19 protein-coding genes and 4 pseudogenes are annotated in these 25,499 nt (G+C 44.8%); 8 read left to right on the forward strand and 15 right to left on the reverse strand.

What is annotated here, in order from left to right:
• Positions 1–41 precede the first annotated feature (41 nt).
• On the reverse strand, positions 42–212 hold the full coding sequence (locus BLW31_RS24415; RefSeq protein ID WP_008643590.1) for a hypothetical protein: 171 nt from the start codon (positions 210–212) through the stop codon (positions 42–44).
• Between the two features lie 536 nt (positions 213–748).
• Here BLW31_RS24415 and tnpA point away from each other — a divergent pair.
• The 3 genes and pseudogenes from tnpA to tnpC all read left to right on the forward strand — a co-directional run bounded on the left by tnpA (position 749) and on the right by tnpC (position 3,200).
• Positions 749–1,183, forward strand: coding sequence for an IS66 family insertion sequence element accessory protein TnpA (gene tnpA, locus BLW31_RS08050; RefSeq protein ID WP_004308135.1), 435 nt, complete (start codon positions 749–751; stop codon positions 1,181–1,183).
• A 4-nt stretch (positions 1,184–1,187) separates the two neighbouring features.
• Entirely contained in the window at positions 1,188–1,532 is a 345-nt protein-coding gene (gene tnpB, locus BLW31_RS08055; protein WP_074759520.1) for an IS66 family insertion sequence element accessory protein TnpB, read from the forward strand.
• Between the two features lie 82 nt (positions 1,533–1,614).
• Positions 1,615–3,200 (forward strand): annotated as a pseudogene (gene tnpC, locus BLW31_RS25145) (IS66 family transposase).
• Positions 3,201–3,474: 274 nt separating this feature from the next.
• Here the strand turns inward: tnpC and BLW31_RS24420 are convergent.
• A complete protein-coding gene (locus BLW31_RS24420) occupies positions 3,475–3,717 on the reverse strand; it encodes a hypothetical protein (RefSeq protein ID WP_010537621.1) in 243 nt (80 codons plus the stop codon).
• On the opposite strand from BLW31_RS24420, the pseudogene BLW31_RS24735 reads away from it, so the two are divergent.
• From BLW31_RS24735 to BLW31_RS08090, 5 genes and pseudogenes are all read left to right on the forward strand, one after another.
• Positions 3,647–4,096 (forward strand): annotated as a pseudogene (locus tag BLW31_RS24735) (hypothetical protein); the annotation flags it as partial. The gene BLW31_RS24420 and the pseudogene BLW31_RS24735 sit on opposite strands and share 71 nt — an antisense overlap.
• Positions 4,097–4,303: 207 nt before the next feature.
• Positions 4,304–5,428: pseudogene (locus tag BLW31_RS08070) on the forward strand (helix-turn-helix transcriptional regulator).
• 346 nt (positions 5,429–5,774) lie between these two features.
• Positions 5,775–6,980, forward strand: coding sequence for a hypothetical protein (locus BLW31_RS08075; RefSeq protein ID WP_004308143.1), 1,206 nt, complete (start codon positions 5,775–5,777; stop codon positions 6,978–6,980).
• Between the two features lie 33 nt (positions 6,981–7,013).
• Positions 7,014–7,283 (forward strand): hypothetical protein, encoded by a 270-nt coding sequence (locus tag BLW31_RS08080; RefSeq protein WP_004318665.1) that lies wholly within the window; start codon positions 7,014–7,016, stop codon positions 7,281–7,283.
• A gap of 65 nt (positions 7,284–7,348) precedes the next feature.
• A pseudogene (locus tag BLW31_RS08090) lies at positions 7,349–8,477 on the forward strand (transposase); the annotation flags it as partial.
• A gap of 154 nt (positions 8,478–8,631) precedes the next feature.
• Here the strand turns inward: BLW31_RS08090 and BLW31_RS08095 are convergent.
• The 13 genes from BLW31_RS08095 to BLW31_RS08155 form a co-directional block, all read right to left on the reverse strand.
• Positions 8,632–10,791, reverse strand: coding sequence for a BACON domain-containing protein (locus tag BLW31_RS08095; RefSeq protein WP_004308145.1), 2,160 nt, complete (start codon positions 10,789–10,791; stop codon positions 8,632–8,634).
• An 83-nt stretch (positions 10,792–10,874) separates the two neighbouring features.
• Complete coding sequence (locus BLW31_RS08100; RefSeq protein ID WP_004308146.1) at positions 10,875–11,765, reverse strand: Lcl C-terminal domain-containing protein; 891 nt, start codon at positions 11,763–11,765, stop codon at positions 10,875–10,877.
• A gap of 54 nt (positions 11,766–11,819) precedes the next feature.
• The gene (locus BLW31_RS08105; RefSeq protein ID WP_004308147.1) at positions 11,820–12,326 is read right to left on the reverse strand and encodes a hypothetical protein; all 507 of its coding nucleotides are present in this window, start codon (positions 12,324–12,326) and stop codon (positions 11,820–11,822) included.
• Positions 12,327–13,235 (reverse strand): fimbrial protein, encoded by a 909-nt coding sequence (locus BLW31_RS08110; protein ID WP_029425498.1) that lies wholly within the window; start codon positions 13,233–13,235, stop codon positions 12,327–12,329. It abuts the gene before it with no gap.
• Between the two features lie 47 nt (positions 13,236–13,282).
• Positions 13,283–14,206, reverse strand: a complete 924-nt coding sequence (locus tag BLW31_RS08115; RefSeq protein WP_004308149.1) for a FimB/Mfa2 family fimbrial subunit — start codon at positions 14,204–14,206, stop codon at positions 13,283–13,285.
• A 238-nt stretch (positions 14,207–14,444) separates the two neighbouring features.
• Positions 14,445–15,605 (reverse strand): hypothetical protein, encoded by a 1,161-nt coding sequence (locus tag BLW31_RS08120; RefSeq protein WP_004318672.1) that lies wholly within the window; start codon positions 15,603–15,605, stop codon positions 14,445–14,447.
• A gap of 108 nt (positions 15,606–15,713) precedes the next feature.
• The gene (locus BLW31_RS08125; protein ID WP_004308152.1) at positions 15,714–16,472 is read right to left on the reverse strand and encodes a hypothetical protein; all 759 of its coding nucleotides are present in this window, start codon (positions 16,470–16,472) and stop codon (positions 15,714–15,716) included.
• A complete protein-coding gene (locus BLW31_RS08130; protein WP_008771489.1) occupies positions 16,423–17,442 on the reverse strand; it encodes a hypothetical protein in 1,020 nt (339 codons plus the stop codon). The genes BLW31_RS08125 and BLW31_RS08130 overlap by 50 nt, the downstream gene beginning before the upstream one ends.
• A gap of 38 nt (positions 17,443–17,480) precedes the next feature.
• Positions 17,481–18,047: a DUF3575 domain-containing protein gene (locus tag BLW31_RS08135; RefSeq protein WP_004318675.1), complete on the reverse strand. Its 567-nt coding sequence runs from the start codon at positions 18,045–18,047 to the stop codon at positions 17,481–17,483.
• Positions 18,048–18,628: 581 nt separating this feature from the next.
• Positions 18,629–20,281, reverse strand: a complete 1,653-nt coding sequence (locus BLW31_RS08140) for a tetratricopeptide repeat protein (RefSeq protein WP_032854233.1) — start codon at positions 20,279–20,281, stop codon at positions 18,629–18,631.
• 236 nt (positions 20,282–20,517) lie between these two features.
• On the reverse strand, positions 20,518–21,705 hold the full coding sequence (locus tag BLW31_RS08145) for a clostripain-related cysteine peptidase (protein ID WP_008771494.1): 1,188 nt from the start codon (positions 21,703–21,705) through the stop codon (positions 20,518–20,520).
• A gap of 399 nt (positions 21,706–22,104) precedes the next feature.
• Positions 22,105–23,121, reverse strand: coding sequence for a hypothetical protein (locus BLW31_RS08150; RefSeq protein WP_004313753.1), 1,017 nt, complete (start codon positions 23,119–23,121; stop codon positions 22,105–22,107).
• A 35-nt stretch (positions 23,122–23,156) separates the two neighbouring features.
• On the reverse strand, positions 23,157–25,496 hold the full coding sequence (locus tag BLW31_RS08155) for a TonB-dependent receptor (RefSeq protein ID WP_004318683.1): 2,340 nt from the start codon (positions 25,494–25,496) through the stop codon (positions 23,157–23,159).
• Positions 25,497–25,499: the final 3 nt, after the last annotated feature.

Consider the following 25,499-nt stretch of genomic DNA (forward strand, 5'->3'; position numbering starts at 1 on the left):
AACATATTCCGAGAGGCGGTTGTTCAATTGACCCGACGGAATTATGGCTTGCCGGGCTCGGGACTGTCCGCAAGGGTACGTTGGTCCGGTGTGCGGAATACCATCCATACCTCCGGTCCGAATTTATATCCGCGGGTGGTACAGGTGCCGGTCGAGGTTTGGCAGCCCCCAATAAAGCGGGCCGAATTGTTTGTAAGCACTCTTACCCTCATGCCCGATTTATAGATAATCTTCCAACAGTAAGAAGTTATAATTCGCATTTAAGAACAATGGCGGGCATTTCTTGTTAATATTATAATCATATAAAAGAGGCGCATCCGTTAGTGCCAGATTTGTTCACCACTTTCATCGTTGCGTATCGTATTGCGAGTTGTCCGTATCAGATGTTTATCCCCTCTTTCTTAAGACTTCCTGAGAACTGCCTGGGAAAGGACGGCTTTCCGCATTGCGACTTCATCCACAGCCCTTGGCGGTATAGCCATGCCTTTCACGGGGACTACGGTTGATTCATGCGACACAGCAGATTCCGGTGCTATAACAGGGTTGCCTACATACTTGTGCCTCTTTTCAGCTTGCTGTCCAGATCCGAGTTGCGCACTTTACCCGCAGGTTGGACGGTTGTACATAACAATATTGATCTTTTTGGGGGCTAAAAGTCGAATATCCCCTTAAAGTAAGCGCCTGAGTAAGTACATCTTCTACAGTTCATTTTCCCTCCTTACTTTTGCTGCAAAAAAAATAATATCCTATGATGCAGCGACGTAAACACATGATGAGCAGAGAAAAATTTATCTCCGTTCTTTTCCGTCAGCAGCAGAGTGGTTTGTCCATTGCTGATTTTTGTGAGAATGAAGGTTATAGCCGTAGTAGATTCTATCTTTGGAAACAAAAATACGGTATAACGGAGCGGGAGTTATTGGCAGAAGCCTCCCGCTTAGGGGTTAAAGACAGCTTTGTCCCCATAGTAATCAATGGCGACACGCCATCCCCCGGTATATCTCACGAGGCTCCCCTGCCATCTCCCCAGCCTAGCGTCCCCTTTCCCTTGAAAGGAAAGGACAGCTCTGAAATATCCTTGGAATTACCCAACGGATTGAAGTTGAAGTTTAAAGGGTCTTCCGGCTGTGAAGCTGCCCTGAATCTGATCTCTAAAATATATAATGCCAATGTTCTGCCTAAATGACAGCATGAGATATTTCCTGTGCCCCGGTTATACGGACATGAGGAAAGGTATGTTCACTCTTTGCGGCCTTGTGCATGAGAGGATGGGAGGCGACATCAGAAGTGGGGAGGTATTCATTTTCTACAACCGTTTCCGGACCAAGATAAAATTGCTCCATGCCGAACCGGGCGGTCTGGTCCTTTATGAGAAACTGCTTGAAGAAGGCACCTTCAAGATACCCGCCTATAATCCTGCCACCCGTTCTTACCCCATGACCTGGAGTGACCTGGTCGTTATGGTGGAAGGCATCAATGAAGATGTCAGCAAAGGCAGGCAAAGACGGCTTTCCAATTTGAAAAAGCATTGGTAAAACAGTTGTAAACAAACAGCTTGAAGGCTTGTTTTTCTTGTTGTTTTTGACTATCTTTATATCATCAAAAAAAAGATATTGAATGGCAAAAGAAGATGCAACCGGACAAGCTGTGGAACCCTCAATGGAGCAGCTGCTGGATATCAACCGTAAACAGAGTGAGATCATCTCAGCCCAGGCAAGGACCATAGAAGAACTCCGGGGTACGATAGTTGAGTTGAACGCCTCCCTGGCATGGCTGAAGAGGAAGGTGTTCGGAAAGATGAGTGAGAAATGCAAGCCTGTCGATAACGGAGACCCGAAGCTCCCTTTTGACTATGGCGACCTGGAACAGATAGAGGCGGAAATCGAAGATGCCCGGAGCAGGGCGGCTGAACAGATTACCGTCCTCAAGTCCCGGGCCGCCAATAAAACGCCGCGCCGTAACCGGGTCGTCATGGATAACCTTCCGGTTGTAACAGTCGTCATCGAACCGGAGAATGTCGATTTAAGCAGATACGTCAAGATAGGCGAGGAACATACCAGGACCCTTGAGATGAAACCCGGCTACCTCTATGTGAAAGACACGGTACGTCCCACATACGCCCTGAAAAATGAAATGGAGGCCGTTGATAACGGAGAAAAGGCTGTAATAACCGCTCCCATGCCACTGATGCCCATATATAAAGGTATGCCAGGGGCTTCCATGCTCGCTGAGGTCCTTTTACAGAAATACGAATATCATGTCCCGTTCTACCGACAAGTGAAACAGCTGGAACATCTGGGTGTGAAACTGTCCAAAAACACATTGGACGGCTGGTTCAGACCGGTCTGCGAGCTTCTCAGGCCACTTTATCTGGAACTCAGGAAGAAAGTACTGGCCGCAGATTACTTCCAGGTTGACGAGACCACGCTTCCGGTTATAAACCACGACAGGCATAAAGCCGTAAAAGAATACATCTGGATAGTCCGAGCGGCTGTGCCGCGTCTGCCTTCTTCCATTACGACAACGGATCGCGTTCACAAAAAGTTGCGGTCAGGCTTTTGAAAAACTTCAAAGGATATCTCCAAAGTGACGGCCATCCCATTTATGACGCCTTTGAGGATGGGGAGGACGTATGTCTGTGTGGGTGTCTCGCGCATATCCGCAGACATATAGAGCTGTGCAAGGAAGAAAATCTGGAATATGCCATGCAGGGACTCAAATTTATCCAGGATATGTATAATGTGGAATACATGGCGGATAAACAGGAACTCCCGTATGAAGGACGTGCTGAATTACGCCAACGTCTATCCAAGCCGATGCTTGACAGCTTTGAACTCTGGCTTAAAAACACATACCCTAAAGTTCTAAAACGAAGTCTTATGGGAAAAGCCATAGCCTATGCCTACTCCCTGCTGCCAAGAATGAAACCGTATCTCCATGACGGAAGAATTTTCATTGACAACAATCGCTGTGAGAATGCCCTGAGGCCACTGGTCATATCAAGAAAGAACATGCTGTTCTGCGGAAACCACGAAGCGGCTGAGAATACGGCTATAATCTGTTCCTTGCTTGGCTCATGTAAGGAACGTGGTGTCAACCCCAGAGAGTGGCTGAATGATGTGATCAGTAAACTCCCCTATTATCTGGCTCCCAAATCAGACAGAGACCTGAAGGAACTGCTACCGGATGTATGGAGAAAATAATCAGGACAGTTCCGGGAAAATGCAGGAAAAAACGGGAAAAAGCGAGACTGACACTCAATGACAACCCTGAGATAAGTTGGTATATGGAAATTGAGATGCACTTACAATGGAGTGCATCCCACTGAAAAATTGAATGCACAAGATGTAGTTGAGCAGTCGCTTACCCCTTAAAAACAAGGAGCTGACGCATGTGTACAGCCCCTTATTTTTTGTATAGCCCGGCCTCCTCTGGCATATTGCCGTTGCTTCCATCTGTAACAAGCAAAATCAGAATCTATATGCGGAACTTTTTGTTCCCGTAGCTGAGAAAGTCCTTCGTGGCATATTTCACACTGAATGGTCCGTAGTCACCGAGAGCCGAATGCGCAATTTGCTTGTCCGGTTCTGTCACATGCTCGACAGGTTCTCCCGTAGTATCAGTATCCTTGTATGACATAGGCTGCATGCTGGCGATGGCTGACCCGGTAGCCGCCGCACGCAATTTCCTGAACGCATTGGAGAGGATTCCGTCCATCATTGACCAGTACAAGGCGAAGAACGAGGTGCAGGAAAAGGAGGTCTCACAGTTGTAGGAGATAGCCGGGAAGGTATGGAAGAAGGAGGACGAACTGAAACAGTTGAAGTCCGAACTTGCAGCACTCGACCGAAAGATACAGTTGGAGCTTGAGCCGCCTACGCCCGAAGTCGCCGAAAAGGAGAATGACGGACAGGAGGTCAAACCGGATGCGGAAGGTGTACGAAACGTATCTCCACAACACACCGAAGATGTGCCGCAGATACGCAGCTCGGTGAATGAACGCAGTCCGTCTGGCAATTTTATTGCCGACCACATCATCATCGGGCGGCCGGGATTCAACGTCCGTGACGAGTGCAAACCGAAAGGTATAAAAATGTGAACGAGTGTGCGGATATATATGGCAGGATTGGGAACATACCATTCCTTTTCCTGCTTTTTCCATCAATATGACATAATGGCAAGGATACCATACAACAAGCCCTCGATTATATCAAAATAGGGTGTTGAAAGTAAATCGTCATGGCAAATCCGCCATATATTCAGTATTTTCGCTAATTTTGCATTCAAAATAGTTAGGCATAATAAAATGGAACCATCTATATACAGTTATTCACTTTGTATTGCGCTACCGTTGATGTTGTTCTTCGGCTTTTATTTTTTGTTGGCTCCAACCTCGGAAAAAGCCATTTTCAATAATTATCTGCGTTCCCGGCGAATTATGGGGGTAGCCATACTGTTACTTGCCGCCAACTATTCGGTACATTTCTTTTTTGGAATCAGGTTCAAGAATACCGATGCCGCCATCCTGATGAACCTGTCCACCTATTTTTTGTGCTACTAGTTGTTCAGTTCGGCCCTCACCACTCTGCTTGACCGCTTTTATATCACCAAACGTCGGTTACGGACGCATATCTGTCTATGGATACTGTTTTCCATCCTTTCCGGCATCGTTCTGCTGTTGTTACCAAAAGGTGGTTTACAGACAACGGTGATGTTTGCCTTGGCCGCATGGTTGGTTATCTATGGGCTGTTCTTGACCCGTAGGCTTCTCCGGGCCTATCACAGGGTCATCCGCATTTTCGATGACACCCGTGCGGACGACATCGGTGCCTATATCAAATGGCTTTCCATTTTCACCTACTGGGCTGTCACATTCGGGGTGGGATGCGGACTGCTGACATTCCTGCCTGATGAATACGTCTATATCTGGATTCTGTCATCGGTACCGTTTTACATTTATCTCTTCCTTTGCTATCTGAACTATCTGCTGTTTTACGAACAGGTGGAAAACGCGATGGAAGATGGCATGACTTCTGAAGAGGAAGACCTGTGTGACACCACAAACCGGGAACAGGCACAGAGGCAGGATACTCCTTTTTTCCATGCCGAAATAGCGAAAAAAATCAAAGGTTGTATCGATGCGGACGGTTATATCCGGCCCGGCCTTACCATAAAGGAGCTTTCAGATGTGCTTCATACCAACCGTACCTACCTGTCCGGGTACATCAAAACTACGTATGACATGTCGTTCCGCGATTGGATTATCGGACTTCGTATAGAATATGCGAAACGTCTGCTTGCGCGATTTCCGAGGTTGACGGTTGCCGACATCTCCGAGAAATCCGGTTTTTTGTCACCAAGCCATTTTATAAGGCTGTTCAAGGAAAATGCGGGCTGTACCCCTAAATGGAGGAAAACAGAGGCGGAATAATACGGTGTGTTATGGATGGAGGAATAGCCCAAACGACAAAAAATAGCCTAAACTACAAAACTAAAATGTTCTAAACCACAAAGATGTGCGATTCTGACAATTGAGACAATTTTTATAGGCAAGAATCGGGCTGAATTTAAATCTTTTCGCTTATTTTGCACTTGTCGGTTGAGCCTGCGTCATCTCCAAAAAGAGTAAAACAGGGTTTTATGGGTGATTTTAACGTGTGTAAAAGAAAATGCTACCCAAATAACTTCAAATAAAGACAACTCTATTTCAAGCGGCAAATGAGTTCTACAGCTTGAATTTGAATAATACAAACAATAGGATTCTCCTTTAAAAAGTCATGAAAAAGATTCATTTACTTCATTACTTATTGTTGTGCTACATGGTTCTTGCGGTAGCTACATCGTGCGGCGATGACGAGGATGACTACGCCCCCGACAATGTAAATGATCCCGAGAAACTAACTGATCCTTTGCCTACTACCGACCAGTTAGGCGTAACACACAACAACACGCTTTATTACCTTTCGTTCTGGAGCAAAGAAGACCATATGATATCCGAGAACATGATAAACCGTTACAAGGAGGCGGTTCCTTATGCTCCGGGAAAGAAGATGGAGGTTGGCGACGCGTTCTTCTTTACCCGGCAGGACATTGACCGGATTCAGTCGGATACCGATTTGCTGGCTGACATCAAGGATATGTTCCATAAGCGGAGCATCGTGATGATGATGGAGGGAGGAACGAACGAGGATTTTAATACCGTCTGCACGTTGCTGGATTGCTATAATCCTTATGCGAAGGAAGATGAGTCTTATTCGGACGAACTGCCGCTGTGGGTATTTTCTGGACCGCTTCCGTCGGCGAGCGGATTCTATTCCAAGCTCAATGCGCTCAGTACTGCTACCGGAGCTGATGGCAAAGAATCTGTACAGACGATTAATGAATACGGGCAGGGATTTCATTGCGACATGACAAGTCAAAGTTTACAAAGAGCCCTGGAACCGAAAGCTCCGTCAAACGGTTCGTCGGATTTGAAAAACTTGATATCTGCCTATATCGTTATCGGTCAAAATAGCTATACCGCACCTCCTGTTCATGGACATGAAGGTAAAGGGACAACCGATAATTTTCAAGTAGAAGCTAAGATATGGACCGCTTATAGCAAAGACCGGAAAGAACATTTTTATTTGGTAAATCTGGGTTTTATAGCCTATGTAGAACCTTCTTTTTATGGAGAATGGCATACCAAGGTCAGTACTCTGAAAATGAAAGGGTATGGCTTTTGCCTGACTGACGTAAATTTGGAATTCGCTCCGGTTCACCCGAATGGTGCCATTATTCATGCACATTCCCCGCAAACTACGGAACGCCAGAGCTCTTATACCAGCAGTGTCTCTTTCGAGTTAGGAGGAAGTGTCAGTGTCACTGGACCAGAGATTTCAGGAGGAATAAGCATTTCCAATAGCCATACGGAAACAATAAATGATATTGAAGTTATCAATAGAACCAATCCGGCCCAAGGAAGCCCACAGCTTAGGTGGTAGTTTAATTTACGCGAACCTTCTTCACATTTTAATATGTTTTGTTACGCGTCGAGTGCTGTCAATGGAGGTGCTAAGGCCGGGATAACCACTTGTAGCTTGTCCACAGATTTTATTATTTCTGTACCTGATGGAGCTGACAACGAATGGAAAGTAAGCATGTATCCAACACTGAAAACATATTTCTTTAGTGACCTTTTTGGATTCCATGATCAATATGAAACGCTATTTGATGATGCGGCAGAAAGCTGGATTGGCATCGAAAAAGTTTTTAACTTGCCGACTGTCGATCTGAAAGATGAATGATTTGTTACGTTGATATTAATAATTTCTAAAGTTATTGGATTATGAGAAAAACATTCTTGGTGATGAGCAGGCTTATCGATTTATTTGTGGATATCTTGCCTATAGATGAGCTTGGGTTTAAACATGTCAAACTTCAATCAGAAGGGAGACCACCGTATAATCCTGCAACATTACTAAAATTGTATTTATATGGTTATAAGCACTCAATAAGATCATCAAGAAAGTTGGAACACTTCCTGTAAAGTAAATGTGGAATTATGGTGGCTATTAGGAGGCTTAATGCCCTCTTTTCGGACAATTGCTTATTTAAAAAAAAATAATGCGGAGGCTTTTAGAAAAGTCTTTAGGCAGTTTGTCCTTATGCTAAAGGATATGGGTCTGATAGAAGGCGAAACCATAGGTATAGATTCTTTCAAGATATTTGCCCAAAATAGTCTCAGAAACAATTATACACAAAAGAAGATAGACAGACATCTTGAATATATAGATAACCGTATTGAAGAATTTGAAGTAGCTTTAGATAAGACTGATAAAGAAGAAGAAAAAGAACTTCTTAAATCTAAGATTAAATTACAACAAGACAGGCGTAAGAAATACGAAACTCTTGATACGGAATTGAAGAATAGTAATGATACTCAAATAAGTCTAACAGACAAAGATTCAAGAGCATTAATGTTAACCAATAATGTATCAGGAGTTGAATATGCGGTTCAAGCAGCCTTTGATAGTAAACACAAATTATTGGTTCACTCTCATATTGGAGCATCAACTGATAAAAGAGAACTATCAACAGCGGCATTGACCGTCCAGGAACTACTACAATTAGATTCGTTCAACACACTTAGCGATGCCGGTTATACTAGCGGCGACCAACTACAAGCCTGTAAATATTCAGGAATATGTACTTATTCATCGCCTATGCCATCAACATCACCTAATTCGAATTCCATACCACTGGTTGAATTTCATTATATAAATGACGGAGATTATTATATCTGCCCTTGTGGAGAACAAATGACAACAACAGGGAAATGGAGAATCCGTCCCAATTATAGATCAAAAGTATATAAAACATCAGCTTGTGTAAATTGCTCAATAAGAGAAAAATGTACTCAAAATCAAAATGGCAGAGTAATAGAAAGAAGTGAATATCAAGATGTAATAGATGAAAATAACGCCAGAGTTATGAATCATCTGTTGCAAGGGCGCGCAGCAGACATTCGTAATGTCGCACAACTTCCGCCTCTTCACCGCCCTGACGGGAACTGCCACAGCCCCCCAAAAACAGTCCAAACAAAAAGACTAAAACAGTTGATCGTTTCATGGTGCTGTTTGTTTAATGGTTAAATTACTGGTCATGCACACAACGGACACTACCGCCCAGCAGATAATGATAACCATAATATTCATTAAACCCTGCAGGTAACCCGGCCGGACTATGAATGTCATTACCGGCACCATGCATTAAGGCCCATCTATTACGATTAACCCTATATGTGGGCGCTGTTTTTCCAGCTCCGATATCAGGATTCCAATATATTCCTGTATGTAATACAGAGGCAGGAGAATGTCGTTGAGGTGATGAATATATCATTGGAGTTTGTGTCCAGATAGCTAAAACGCCTTCTTCATATCCACCATCGGGGGCAGATATGGCTGGAAAAGACTTAGCTATTCCCGCACCGCTTTCTATCAATCGAGTAAATACAACAGGATAAGAGCCTGTTATAGACTGTATCAGATTAATAACCTCCCAAGCCGTAGGGAGTCGCCAGCCATCGGGGCAGGCACGTTGGGGAATACTGCCATAATAAATGGGTCCGACCATAGCTGGTGCCAAAGAATATGAACGAGGACGAGCAGCCATATTAGGACCTCCTTCCCTACTGGCGTCTATCATCCAACAAACACCACCATTACCCATACGGGTAGTCTGATAGTTACTGCCACCGATACGCATAAGTTTCATGGAATTTCCGAAACCACAAGCCGGTTGCTGGCTTACATGCAAACGATATTCCAATTCGTTAGCAGAATTTCCTGTTCGTATGGAAAGGACAGCACTACGCATATTCTGGGTAAAGTTCTTACTGTTTGCCGAAATAGTAACCGTGGCTGGTACTCCCGCTGTACCCGAGGTTTGGCTGAGTGAAATCCATGAAGGTTTTCCGGTTATTTGCCAATTGGTATTCTCTGTAGTTATATTTACGGGTAATGAAGCGACACCTATTTGGATATCACCGTCAAAAGCGAACACCCGTTTGTCCACCGTCAGCCGTTTGTTCCCTCGTACTATTACTTCTTCTTGTACCTCGTTCCACGGCACGATACGGCATTTAAGGGTATGGTTTCCTTTGAAAGCTTCCTCGGGAGTTTGGGCCGGCAACCCGTCCACACTTTCCACTTGTACTTTATATTCATGATTACGCAGAATATCCATCGGCACTCCCGAACCGTAGTCCTTGAAGTCGAGGCGGTAGTAACCGTCTACCGACGGCTTAGAGCCGGTGAGATACGGCTTCACGTGCATAACCAGACAAAGGTCGTCCAGCGCATTCCCGCCCGAGGGGCGGTTCTTGTTGTCCACCTCGCACAGGTAGAACGTCTTTTGTGAGCCGTTGAAAATACCGATATTCCCGGGTGACACATCGCTGTTCAATGAGGTGAATGTACCCCGTGTCTGCCGTGCCCCGACGGGTACGGTGGGAGTATTCACTTGCTTGCCCGTCACATTATAGTTGTCCGGTGCAATGCGTCCTTTTGCCCGGTAATTGTACAGCCGCAGATCGTTGTAATAATAGAAAAAGCCTTTTAGGTCGGATTCAAGAGGATTGATAAGCGTGAACTTAGCTACCGCACGTATCATCGTCACCTCTTGGGGAGCGCCAGAGGGAGAGAAACCTTCGCCCACCGCTTGGTTGGGAAGCTCGCCCCACATGGGTATGCCATTCGTAAAGTCGGGTGCGGCATCCGTTCCGACATCGAATGCCAGGCGGTTCATTACCCCCTCTTTCTGTTCTCCGAATGCAGCAGCAAGGGTATTCACCTGCTCACGGACATTGGCAAGCACCACGAGTGTCTGATGTTCGGGAGCTCCCATCAGCTGTACACGTACGGTTTGTGTGCCGATATCGTATGTACCCTGTGCACGGTAGAAGAATGTACCTTTCTTTATATTCGTAGGATCTGCAGGATCAACCTTGAATGAAAGTACATCTACAGTATTGATTCCATTTTCATCTATAGCACGTGTCAGCGGCGCACGCGTTTCGGAACTTTGCGAGGTGTTCATTTCAGCAGCCTGTTTTGAAGCACCGGTTTTAAAGTTCAGGTAAATAACGGCTGTATGTCCGTTCGCTTGCGGCACCGACTGCTCCGCATCATCACTGCAAGCGGTCGGAAGGAGCGCCGCCATTGCAATCCACAGCACAGCTGAGGCATGTCGCCTCCACAGATATGCCACACGGGTGAAACCGGATAAACCGGAAGTCTGAAATCCTATATTCATTTTTCTTCTTTTTTTAGTAATATATCTATTTTTTATATCAACTTTCTTACAAACTAAATTGCATCGGTCATATACCGTCTTACTTATTTATCGGCGAACAGACGAACGGAAAACCCGTGGTGTTTAACGTCTCTGTAGTTCGCGAACGCAGAGTACGAGTAGAAAGACACGTTCCAAGCATTGCCGAGGAGGCTGGGAAACTCCGTGCTCGACCAATACCGACCATATTCGCCTCGGGCTTCGAGCAAACCACTCGAAATGAACGTTGGGAAGGAGATATAACCGGCAGCCGGAAAAATACGAACGACAGCCTCGGAAGTATGGCTATCCCACCAAGAATCATTATTGATAGTGCTAATGTTTCCTGTAAATGCGCTGCCCAAGTAAACACAATCCACTTTCAATAGGGAAGTAAAGTCATGGTTGGCAAACGAACCCACGCGGGTGTAACGGTAAGCACAAACCATATTATTATCAGTAGCAAGAGGGAAATCGGATAGGGAAGAATCATCGATAGGATTACCGGTACCTTGTTTGAAACGCAGAGCGTAACAAACACCGTTACCCGAAGAGAAATAATCGTTGGCGAAAGTTTTTTTGATGCCACCGAACTCAATAGCCTCGTTGACATTAGAAGTATTAGTAGGGGAATCATATTGGGTATTACCGCTGTAGGAGAAAACGCCCGTCAACTCCCAGCGGGAAGGCAGGTGGTAACCATAACCGGGATGCCCCAGTTTAAAAAAGACATCATCAAAGAGCTTCTTGGCATTTGGATTGTAAGTATCATTATTCTCTCCTGTGAGCACGTACCAATTATAATAACCGGATTGGTCATTGCTATGGCTCGAAGCCCAATGAAGATTAGGGTCAGTCTGGGCTGCAGTGGGAGAAATACCCGGAGGAACGGAAGAAATGAAAGGAGAATTATAGATAGAGCCACCGGCGAGGTTATATTCGGCAACATAATCCAAAGGCGTACCGATCTGCTTAATATTGATTTTAGTATAAAGTCGTCCAGCCCGTATCTACAGATAACCATCCTTGAATCCCTTGCCATTCGTGATGGCCTGCAATTCCTCCGTAACCGGATTGGTGAGAGTGGCGCCAGCCGCCCCACTGTTTTGACTGGGTTTCAGCCATGAATTAGAAACTGAAATTGTTGTTCCGTCGGCATTATAGGCACCGACCTTCCACCCACTGGGGTAATTGGTGCGCACAGAAAATTTGTTCTGTGTGCTTGTGGCATCGTGCTTGCCTTGAAGTGTCATCGCCGTTCGGGTCACTGCCAAGAAATGCCCCGATTCATTGAACGTTATATCTGTGAATGCGTCTATCACGATGGGCACTACTACGATGTTATGGTTGGTAAAGTTGTCCGGGCTGGTTACAGCCTCGTTCAAAGTGGCAAACCCCGGCCCTTTCACTTCCTTGATGGTGAAAATATAGCGGTGGTTGCGCAGAATGGGCATGTATTTACCCTTTTCGTAAGGACTCGTGCCACCGCCCTTGATACCGTCCCATGTATAATCCATTCAGTAGTAGTATTCTCTTCCTTGATAGGCAAGATTTATAACTATACAAGGACGGCTGCCGCCGGAGATAGCCGACTGTTCATTCAAATAATAAGTGATGACATTCGGAGATGCGGTGTTTGCAGTTCCCTCAAGCGGGTGCCCGCCACTGACTGCTGGCTGCGATGTGGCAGGCAGTGTGGGAGTCATGTATCCCGACTGTGAAGCGGTGGTATTGTATGTAGCAAGATCTACCCAAACGCGTCCGTTGCCTACGGAATTGACGAAGTAAACCTTTCCCGCAGCTGTCGTGGCTCCCGAAGTTGTAGGATTGATGATATCCACCTTCGCCAGCATGCGGATAAGCGGTATTTCCTGCGCAATGGTTTGCGACACACCGGCTTTCAGTTCAAAGCCTCCCGCCGGGGCATGCTCGCCGTACATGGGTATGTATGTGCCCGTACCTTCTTGTCCGAACCTACCCACGACTTCCACTTGCTTAAGAGCATCATAGGTGGAACCGGCTGTTATATTTGCCAGTTCTGTTTGGGCATTAGCTATGAGAGCTATACGTTTGTATCTGCCCGCAATAACGGGCACAGAGAAGTATTTCGTATCCGAAGAGCCTGAAAGTGTATGCAACGAGCTGCCCAGAATCTCATATTTCACCTTGACTTTCTCCGTACCGCCTTCATCGGCAAACATCAGTACGGTAATCTCTGTTATCCCTTTCTCGTCTACACCACGAGTATTCGCCGCCCGGAAATCGGGAATCCTGACAGAAAGTGTCACTTCGGCCGTCTCACCTTTGCCGGACACGGGCGGAACAGGAAGAATGAGTTCGTCTTGCCGGCACGAAAGTACGAGCGGCAGTAATAACAGGACCGACAGCAGGTTGCGGAACGGTATGATGATTGAACTACTTGGCATAATATATTGTTTTATGATTTGCATTTCATGATTGACCGGTGCGTTTTTTACACTCCTCCGGGTTTTACATTCTGATTTTCCCAATTCCTGATCGTTATTTTCGCATGACCGTTTGTAAAGGTAATCTCGATAGGAATGGTTACTTCAATATCTTCCTCCATCGGTATGTGGTAGCGGGCAATAAGCCCTGCCAACGAAATCGGGGGCACGATATGGTTTCCCGTGGTGGGATCGATAATTTCCACCATGCCGGGGGTATCGGCCTTGAAACGGGGGATGTCAGTCGTGGCATTAGCATGGCGGTTGGTGACATCATATGCTACGGCAGGCTGGAATGTCTTGTTCCGGCTTACGGACTGGAGACGCCATGTGCCCGAGGTTTCGTCGAACACCGGTCGCAAGGCTGACTCCATGCCCGTGATGTGTACCACAGGCTGCACGCTCACACCATCAAGGTGAAGACTTACACGGATAGTGCCGGGGCTGAAATTGACAGTATGGTCTCCAGTCTCGTGCTCACTGACCGTAAGTGGCGTGACAGCGAAAAGAAGCCGATCAAGCGTGGGGATGGAAGCGGAAGTCTCCGCATGCGGGTGTGAGGCGGAAAGGTTCCTTATGGTTTCTCCTTCGGAAAAGCCGCCGAGCTTGGTCTGTGCATCCGAAGCATTCGCCCAGAGCACGACAGTGTAGTTTCCCTGCGGCAGATACATCTCAACACCCTGCAAACGGTCAAGTTCACTCTTCTCCAGCGTCTGCATATGCTCAATACTGCCATCGGGACGGTACACACACAGCCTCACCCTCTGAACACGCTCTCCGAAAAGGTCAGCGGCAGAGCCGCGAGGCTTGTAGGTAAATCGTAACAGGGTATCCAGAGGGCAGCCCTCCAGGGACTCCCTGATGCACCTCGACAAGACTAAGGTTAAAATACCGGAAAGCATCAGGAAGCGTATAGCTTTATACAATTTCATGCGTAGTATCTTTTAGGTGAATAACTGTGGTTATGACTTTATATGAATATACGTGTTATGATTTAACAGGTTATAGAAATACAGGTCGTGAGGTCAGGGCAAAAGACACCCACGACCTGCTTACATTCCGCCGTGCGAGAGGAACTGGTGAACTAGTAAAATGAGCTAAAAATCTCCTCTACGCAAACGGACTTGTAAAAGAAACAAACAAATACAATATACCTTGATGGTATGACAGTTAGAGATTAGGCTTGACAGGAACGACCGTCCAGGCTTTTACCGTCACCTTCAACCAAACGCTGACAGCACTGGTATTAGGTATTGTGGAAAGGTTGCTCTCGTCAAATGTAAAGTCGGCTTTCGAGATAGTATAAATCTTTCCTTTTTCCAGTTCTACAATATTGCCACTGCCATCTTTGAATCCTCTCACGGTGATAAACTGGTCACCTGTGCCGAAATTCACGCTGCTGCCGGCCTTAGCAGCCAAATTACTCAACTTAAATACGAGCTGGAGTTGCTCGTTCGCGTCAGTACTGTTACCGTTAGGAACAACCTGATATGCCCAACGTTGCCCTGCAGTTGGCGGAATGACTTCCTTTGGGATACCTGTAGCAGCGACGGCAGACTGGTCAAAGAGTTTTCCAGCGTTAGCAGGGGTGTAAAGCCCCTGTCCTTGAGCATAGGCAGCAGGAGTAGCACCATATTGTACTTTCGTTCCCACAACGGTACCGGCCAGGTTGAACTTTTCAAAGAAGTTATTCACATAGATTCCTTCCAGCGTAAAACCATCCACCGCACTGGAGGCCGTAGTCGCCAGACCTTCGATTTCGACACGTGCCACGGCAGGACCGATTTCCACTTCGGCATACTTGTCACCGTCCGTTATTCCAGGGGCATAAGGCAGGGCCGGACTACCGGTAGTCCATGTCTGCAGGGGTTTGTCATCGCCGCTCAACACCACATCCGCAACTGCAGACTGGCTTGTGATTTCCAGTTGTACAGCTTTCAATGCAGCTACGGTTCCACCTGTAGGCAATGAAGTTCCGGCAGGAATATTACCACATACCGTTACAGTGGTAGCCGCCGCGGGTACATCCGTTATTTGGGTACCGGTAGTCAGATTCGCAATCGTGATGGGAGTGGTTGTAGTCGCGTTCACATATTTCAGAATGCTGGTCCCGTCATGGAAGTATACATGCAGATTACTTACCGTAGCAACCGTTCCCGAGGCTACAGGAGGCTCGGTCGATCTCGTCAGCGTCGGCAACTCCAGCTTCATGAATACGCTTCTCGCTTCCCCGTTCTTTACGTCAGGCACTTCGATGTCATCGTTACTGCACGCGGTGAATGCTGCAGCCATAGCAACCATTGTAAACACGCTTAACAAACTTTTTTTCATAATCATTGTAATTAAATTGTTAATAAAAAAATAAACACTAATAAAACACTTGTTAATATTTAATTCGTACTTATACTTTTTTTCCTGTTTTGTTCTTTCTACTTTTTACTATTTCCCTTCCGCTATCCTGTCCAGTTCCATACGGAGCCCGAAGAACTTGGGAATGAGGTCCGACAGTTCCGGATCCAGGGGAATACGCAGGACAAGATTGGGATTCATGCGGCAGGCCGCAAGCATATGTTCCACTGCTAAGTAATCATCGCCCTGCCGGGCGCTTACCACAGCATGCAGGTATTCCTTGCGGGAATCTACGGGTAACTGGTCTAAAAGAGCGGAAGCCTCTTTATGATAACCGAGCTGTGTCAGGCAAAGGGCGGTGTTATAGTCAGGCCGTTTTTCCAATATCGGCAAGGCTTGCCGGTATTGTCGCTCTGAAAGGAGCCGCAAGGCTTCGGCATACTCTTCTCCCTGCGGAGTATATACGGGACCGCTTGCCGCAAGAGAGTCTGTCTCCGCAGAAGCTATGACATATTGGTCCAGAGCGGAACGGTCAACCAGGTCGCTAAGCGAGGCCACAATGAAGAGCAGCGTGTCCGAGGCGGCAGGCCGCCATGTGCTGCGGTCGGTGGCTTCCACGATAGACTCTAGCCGCACACGGAGCTTTTTCATTCCATCGGTGACGGGCAGAGAATATACATAGTTGTAGATATAATCATGTCCGGAAACTGAATCCGAATTCTGGCGGACCATCACGGAGTCGATATAGGGGAAGGGAATCATACGCCGGCGGATTTCATCACGGTTACGGTCATTCATCTCATTTTCGGCAATCCGGTCGTAGAAATAACGGTGGCGGGAGATGTCCATCGAATCGGTGGCGGTGAGGACATAGTTGTGTATGTTGGACAGGCTGCGCCCCCCCGTTATAAAGGTCACGGAATTTCGAAGGTACACGATCGGCGGTAAGCTCGCGTTCCAGCCGGTACATCGGCCAAAAGGAGGCCGTACGATGATATTTACGGTCATAGGAGGCCCACAACCCGAGCGTGTCACGACCAGCCACATAGCGCCGTACGCTTTCTTCGATCCGCTTGCGTTCCAGGCGGTGACGGAGTGTCGCACGGTTGGCCTGCGTACGCGTGTTCCAGAAATTCTGGCGTTCAAGGGCAAGGCGTTTCCACTTCTCGTAGGCAAGCTGACGGTCGCGCTCCTTGCCGTAAAGTTCATAGAAGAACCTCTGCCGGCAGGCGATATCCTTATTGATGCCTTTACGGTCAAGATACACACTATCATAAGCCGAAGGATCGACAATTCCATTAAGAAACAGCCTGTACGCCTTATAGTCCGCTTCCTGCATGCGGGTAAAGGAAGAACCGGAAAGCACAACAGGTGGTAGCGGGAAGCCTGAACTGTCAGAGGTGCAGAGCATCGGGGTGAGTGTGACACGCCAGCAACTGTCAATCAGGAGGGAAGGGACATGGATATTGAATTCCAAACGCACGGAACCTTCCCGCATGGTGACCTGCTTGACGACCGTGCGTGCAGCGACGATGTCAACACCGCCCAGGTGTATGGTTTTCCATACGTCATCCGTACTGTCGGAGACCTCTTCGAACTCACCGGGAAGAGTGTCCGAAGAAGTGGTGAACCCCACCTGTTCGGCAAGCACTCCGGAAGGTGCGCTCTCCTCGTGGGGAAGAAAAATATTAGGACGGCCGGACTGCATAAACAGCCGCATAGTCCGCGGTTCGCGGGAAGTGGAACAGGACACGGCCAGTAACACTCCCGCGCAGAAAGCGGCGGCCGTTATGTGGGATTTGAGATACTTATTCATCATTCAACTTTTTATATCTTGTTTCAACAGATAAGATGGTTTCAGAAAAGATAAACCAGATTAACGGCGGTACGTGTGGGTGTCACATAGACACCGGAGCCCTTGCCGGTACGCTTACCGCAGTTCACGCAACGGTAACGTTCCCAGTCGGCCCAGACAACACCGAGACCCAGTTCGAACTCCAGATTCCAGCGACGCGAAAGGGGGCGCACCAGCCCCGCAGAAAGCCCGCCGCCGAAAGCTGTGCCTTCGTAACGGTAGCGATGTCCGAACAGACCACCCGCATTATATATGGAGAACACACCGTGGAGCCCGATAAAACAACCCCTTCCGTAAGTTTCGCGCATCCAATAACGCACACCAGGCTGGACTGTGAAGTTTTTAAGCTTGCCGTCATCCCAAAGACGGAAAGGATTGTACTGTACGGGAAGATGGGCGGACCAATGCGTGGAAAAAGCCATGGAACCCTCCACATTCAGATTCCCCGTACCTAAACCCACCAGATTGGTTCTGACAGAATAAAACTGCGCGGAAACCTTGTCTGAATACACAAGGCAGGCCAAGACACAGGCAAAACATAAAAAGTACTTTTTTCTATTCAAATTCATAATTCAAACTAGGATAACTCAAACTTTAAGTGGATAAACAAAACATGCACCCAAAGTAAACGGATGAAAAGCTGTGTCATCATAATAAGACTGTTCTTATTCTACGTGCAACCTGTAAAAATGAAGTATTTTAATGAACAAGAAACAGTTTTATATTATCACATCTGTTTTGTTTTTCCTGGTTGCAAAAGTAATAACACATAAATCACGAGTTACAAAATGAAACCACAAATCTAACGTCCGCATTGCATAAAACATTATAATACAGAAACATAAAGACTTCGTTCTTCTTATTTTTCTAACACGACGCTAACAGATGATTTACAACCTTAAAAAATATAGGGCAATCAATAAGTTTCTGACAATTGACTGGAATAGTAACAGATATTATAATGAAAGCATCTTCATACTTTCCGGACATACCTCCCAGGAGAATTAAACCTGTTATGGCTTACCTCCATGACAAAACCATTCTACAATTACATCATTCCGGTATTATGGCAAAAACAATCTGAACATATTCTAGATTTAATTACCGGATGATGCATTAGTCATTGGAACCTAGTATAAAGTTGAAATACCTATCCCAGAAGGCTTAAGAATAATTCTTTATTAGCTGTTTCCGTAGATTTAATACGTGATTTGAGCCGTGACTTGCGAGCGTATACATTAGCCACCGTATCCTTCATGAATAAGCTAATTACTTGCGGTGAAAATCCTACAAAAATATAGCATAATAACCTGGTGTCGGAAGCTTTCATAGTTGGAAAATCTTCCTTGAGCTTGTACATGGCATTGTCATGACAAGTGTTTACGATTTTTTCCAGTTCTTGCAGTATGCCATTGTTTTCTGCAAAATCTGTAATTATCTGCTTTACTTCATTAAATATGACTGACTGTTGCGATGTTGTATTTTCACGTTCATAGTAGGTCTTTCCAAGTTTATCGACAATGTCAAAGCGTGAAGCAGCCAATCCTCTTAAATAACTTTCCGTAGTCTGCTGTTTTTTCACGCGTTCAGTAAGAGCCTTGTACTCGGAATTGGCTTTCTCTGTCAATAACAAATAATGGTTGGTACGATCACGTTGCATGCGTAAACGTTGGCGGACGATATACCAGGCAATTCCAATAATAAAAAAGGTAGCGGCTGCTATAGCTATTTCCCAGACAGTCCGGTTTTTCATTCTGTATTGGGCGAATTTTGTTCGCTCTTTAAAATAGTCCCGCTCGACCATACCGGCGGAGAATTGCATGTTTGAGCGCATTATTGAATCGTTCAAGTAGATATAGCGATGTACATTGTCCGTTGCTTTTTCAAAATTTTTAGCCTGCGCTTCGATATGGTATGCAGTGTATTGTAGTTCTGCCATGTCGCAAATATCAGTAGTGTGCGCCTTTGCAAGCTCCAGATAATACCGTGCACTGTCTATATGATTCTTCAAAAGACTTACATCTGTCAATGTGTGATATCCATATACCGTATCCTGTCGGGCGGAAAGTTCGATTCGCTGTAACAGGTCATTGGATATATGCCGTTTGGATATCACATATAGTGATGCAAGATTAGTAAGGCTGACTTCTATCAGATTACTGTTATTATGTTCATCGGCCAAGTCAAGAGCCGCCGAATACAGCCTTATTGCTTTTTCTATATCTTTTGAGTGAAAAGTAGCGGCTGCCATGTCAAGGGTTGCCTTTGTCTCCTCCTGGATATCACCCGATTGGCGGAAATTATTTCTGGCTTCGTGGAAATAATGATATGCCCGGCTGTAGTTCATTTGTTTATAATATACTTCACCGATCTGTCTGTATAAAAGCCCTTTGTAATAAGATTCATCGGTATCTGTCAGTTTCTTTTCTATTTTGAGAAAAAGACGTAATGCTCCCGGTTTATCACCTGTGCGTAATTTAATTCTTCCCCAATAATATAGAGTTTTACACTGGTGACGTAAATCTTTGGGGTAATGTTTATAATATTGCCAAGCCTGGCGGATCAATGAATCGTCAGTAACTTTCATTTGTTTTTTTTCCAAAGCTTCGGAATAGAGCAATGCATATCTGGCCTGTTCAGCCCGGTTGCCTTCTGGTTTGAGTTTTTGTAGTATTGCTAATGCACTATCCGGGTTGTTCTGCATTAGCTTTTCAGCCTCACTAAGGCGAGGGGTCTGTTCCCTGTTATAACAACCTGTAAAATAGAGAATAGCTGATAGTCCAATTATAATTTTATATTTCATATTGCGAATATTAGGAGTAACAAACACATTTCGATGCGGAAAGCTTTTATTAGAAGAAATATAATTATTATTACATTCTTTGTATCTCAACAGAAACCATAAATACTTTTTTTGCATGATTCCCTGCATGATAGTTCTCAATTCCTATATATACCATTTCCAAAAACAGACAATAACCAAAAAGTTATAAAATATGCAGGCTTGGGAGTTTAGTATTCTTCATCTTATTATCAACTTTAATTATGCGCTGCTTTATACCATAATGTATTTTCTTTCAGCACAGTCATAGGATTGTCACTCGGATCGGATGTTGTTATACCGGAAAATGTATTGATAGGAATAATACCTTTGGCCATAGTGTAGAAATTTTTTGTATGGGTTTTATATGGAACAAGATGATTTAGCTGCTCTCTAAATTGGTTTAATAATATAGGATCGTTACAGAGTGAGGTTATATAATCTGCAAAATCATAAAATATTACAGGAGTATAACCATCTAAACGTTGGATTGTTCCCCTCAGGGATTTGTCAAAAGAATATTTACTATTGATACTTTTTATGATGGCTGCCATATTCTCCAGTTCTGAACAGTCCGTTACTGCTAATGTCCCACAAGGCATTATTTCATAGGTTGAATAAAAATTGTAAAATTCTTCACATCCCGATTGATAATCGGGATTCCCCAGTAAATATTCCCCAATAGCGGCATAAGGCATTCCGTATGCCATCATCTCACTGGTAGAACCAATCAAATATTTTGTAACATCCTTTAATTCATAGGCAACCTCTATAGATGACATATAACAGTCATCAAATAGAATATATTCCATTTTCATGCCTGCATTAGCAATACCGGAGGCTAGAGATTTTATATCTGTTTGGTATTCGGCGGTCAGTCCTCCAAAATAACGTGTCAATGGAACACCCTGATATTCCCAATGCATTTTCATGTGAGGTGCGGAACGCACTTTCATCTCATAAACAGGAAGCCATCCCATACCGTGACATCCTATAATCATGGTATAAACAGAAGCCGGAGCAAATGCCTTTACATCATTTAAAATTGCTGTTATCCCATCGATTGTCGTAAAAGGCGGAGACTTATATTTTTTAAGTATTTCACGTTTACATCTCCCGTGAGAAGACACAATTTCAAACATCATGGCCTCCGTACTACCGGTAGAAATAAAAACAATTACTTTCTCATTGTTCAGCCCTATTTTCGTTATACATTTTTCCAGGTCAGATATGTTATTATAAAAATAGTTCGTCAAATTTGAGGACCATGGCAAATACATGAATAATGTTTTCCGGTTGGCTTCTATCTTTTGATTTTCCTCCTTCTCGCATGAAGAAAAAAGTAAAATTCCTCCCAATAAAAAGATAATGCTAACCTTTACGTAGATTTTTTTCGTTGTTTTCATCCTGCAAATTGTCCAATAACTCATTATTACTTTTTTATTATAGCCTTCCATTGTAAAATCTCTATTTTATCTTAAATGTGAATTGTAAATAACCATTTCCTGATATTCATAGAATCAAATCCTCTTATAATCTTACAATATTATGACTCATTATCTCACAATATATTGAATATTCTAATAAACAGCATGAATTTAATCGTTTATAACACGAGATGATTTTCTTTTCAATGCCCTATGGCAGTTCTCATTGGAGACACTGCCGAATGGCACTTGTTTCCGTTTCATTCTTGCAAAAAAAGATGAAACGGTTTAACAGGAACAACTGCCTGTTGAAACAATACCGGCACCAATGTCACAACAGGCAGTTTTATGGTTACTTATGGCAGTCCAAACCGATTTTCAAAGCCAAATCGCTCCGGCTTCCACATCCCCTGACTTATAAGTGTAAATTATAAACTCTTCAAGCGCTTCTTTCCATGTAAGATTGAAGGTTCCCATAATTGAATGTATGGCACGATTACTTTTTTCATCAAGCCCGTCTTCTTCCACCCCTTCGGGGTTCGTGTCTTCGTCTACCCCCACAGTCTCTTCACGGCTCCAGAACACCACTACCGGAATGTTTAGGTTGATATCCCATGTACCACGCTGGATCAATATTCCGGAAGGTTTATAGAACGGATCAAAAGTACCTGTTTCCGGATTGCCCTTGGATTTGTAGCCGTGATAAAGACGAATTTTCAGGTCGAATTCCTTACGGTCTTTCAAAAAACGGATAACTCCTTTCAAACCTATCGGGTTACTGTCTCCTGTTATTTCAGCTTCCTTGCTATGTTTGGTCTTGTCCCAGGGGGTAGTGTCCACATAAAGATAATCCACCAATTTCTGCGGTTCATTGTCATCGGCTTCCGGCTGACCGTCAAATGTGGGTTTTACATTTTCAGGCGTGAAGAAATGTTGATGAATATTATCCTGCCCGTTTTCTATAAACTGGCTGTTCATCAAATCTCCTTTGGCGTTATAGTAATAGATGAACATCAAATAAACGGGAGCCGGGGTGTATTTCCCATAAGTATAGTAGTCTCCATTTTTCTGCACGTAGAACTTGCTTTGACTGCCTTCGGCAAGCCTCCAACCCTTGCCGGCTTTCAGCTCATAAGTTATTTCCTGAATACGTTTCATGTGCTTGGCCGGAGATTCCGGATTCTGGTGAGGTCCACCGACTTTCTGTATTTCATTCCAGTCTGCATGCAGGTGACATTCCACAAGACGGATAGTCATTTTGGAAGGATCTTCATGCAATTTATTATCTGTCTCATTTTCAGGAATTACAGGATCTTTACTGCATGAATTGAACAACAACGAAAGAGCTGTTCCTATCAGGAACATCAATGCGATTTTACATACATTTGTTTTCATTTTTTATTTATTTGGTTAATAATAATTGTTATAAATCAAAAACTCCAGTTCACTACACAACGTACATCAGATCCCATGTCATGTGCATAGTAGCGTGAACGGTTAGTGTATTCTTTATATTCTTTGTTCAAGATATTGTCTGCCGCTATCATGAATTGTAGTTTGTATCCGTATTTTACAGGACACTCAAAGCTAGCAGCGAACCCCAAGAGGTGGTATGCCGGAGGGGTATAGGGAATAAGATCCGTATTCGAGTCAAACCGGGTCTGTTTTGCCACGAATCGATGTCTGATACTCAAACGTAATTTGGAATGCGATTTGGTTTCGTGAAGCCATGAGAGGTCATGGCTGAAACGGGAAGAGGGGATATAAGGAAGGTAATTTCCTGTCGTCTGTTCATTTGCCCGTATAAAAGAAGCAATCAGGTGATAATCCCATGAATTTATGGGCATGAAGTGAAAGTCAAAATCCATTCCGCGAAAGAAAGCCGGGGTCTGTTTGTATTGGAATACAGGGTATACCCCCGAAATAACAGTGATGGTTTCTTTCTTCGGTTCATCATAGATATAGCCGCTTATCCATTGCAGGTAACCGTCCATTCGGGCACTGAATACCTTATTGCTGTAACTGATGGAAGATATCCATTTATAGCTCCTTTCGGAGTGCATGGTAGAATCTCCTTTGACAAACATTCCGGATCCGAGTTCATTTCCGTTGCTATATAATTCATACACGTGAGGAGCTCTCCAGGCCAGCCCGAAATTAGTAGTGAGCTTCCATTGGTCAGAGAAATGATGATGACCTCCCAGACTGTATGATACGTTATTGAACTTTCTTGTTCCTCCATAGAGACTTCCTGTCCAGTCATAACCACTGGCACGGGTTTCCTGTCCGTCAAAACGAATACCTGCTTCAATTCCTCCTTTACTGTAATTATACTTCCCGATACCATATATTCCCATCTGTGTCTCCGTATAGTTGGGAATAACGGGAACAATACCTGTTCCTGCCTGACTGTGATTATCAATGAACATAATTTGTCCCCCAACCTCTGTTTGCCATGAATTATAATTCAATTTCCAGCAGAGAGAGTTTTGTAATGAGTTTAAGTGCAGGGAAACAGCTGGAATGTCGGAACCCAGACGCCGGATGCGGTTTTCCTGTCGGTCGTCCTTCTGCCAGGAACTTTGCCAGTAAAGATTTCCTGCGTTCCGCATACTGAACTTCATTTTACCAATGGCTGTCTGATGGGTAACTTTTTGATATGGGTATGCGATACTTCGCGTGAAAGGATCTGTGTACAGGGGACGTCCCAATCGGATACGTTCTGCCAGCAGATCTTCACTTCCCATCTGGGCACTGAACATTACTCCCGTCCGGTTGTAAAAGTGACTGTAGAATCCTTCTATTCTTAAACGTCCACGGTCATAGCCGAGTAAAGCGGAGGTATGATGTTCTCTGGCTCCAGTGTTATTTAGAAGATAGTTTGCGGTGGAACGGTCTCCGGAATTTGAATATGTCCCCTGTACTCGCCAGGCAAGGTCACGGAGAAAAGGGAAAGTGCCTTCCAACTGTCCGGTCAGCACATAACGGTGACCATTACTTCCATAAAGTATGGAAGTCTTTCCTTTCAAGGCCTTCTTCCGGAAGGGTAAGGGAGCCTGTTCCATGACAATAATTCCTCCCAAAGCTTCTGAACCATATCGTACCGCGTCAGAACCTTTTATCACCCGAATGGAAGCGTTTCCGTTCATATCCACTTCAGGAGCATGATCAACTCCCCATTGTTGGCCTGTCTGGCGGGAACCATTGTTTATGATTAATATCCGGTTGCCATACATTCCTTGGATGACAGGTTTGGCAACTGTCGTCCCCGTACTGATGGAACTTACGCCACTGACCTGTTCAAGCAGAGAGGTGAGAGAAGTTCCCAATGCGCGATTGATTGCGAAGGAAGTAAGGTTGTTGCTTACCGTATTCCGAGTCACTCCGGAGCACTCACCGGTAATAATGACTTCTTCCAGAATTTTTATCTCCGGATAAAGATATACTGTTTGAATATTCACCTTTTTGAATGCCTCACTCAAATATATATATTGAGATTTGTAGCCCAAACTCTGTACAAGAACTGTATCCTTGGAATTTGTCTTCCAAGGGATAATGATTCTTCCTCCGGTTGAACTGGCAAGGGGTTGATTCTCCAATAAGATGTAAGCTCCTTCAATCGGACGTCCGGTTTCCTTATCTACAACCAACAGTGTCCTATGTGTATCTGATTGCTGTCGGTATTTCTGTGCATACATCCTTGTAGGAGATATTGCACACAGCCAGACAATGAATAGACACACATATTGGAAATATGCATGAAATGTCATACT

The organism is Bacteroides faecis MAJ27 (assembly GCF_900106755.1).
Classification (GTDB): Bacteria; Bacteroidota; Bacteroidia; order Bacteroidales; family Bacteroidaceae; genus Bacteroides; species Bacteroides faecis.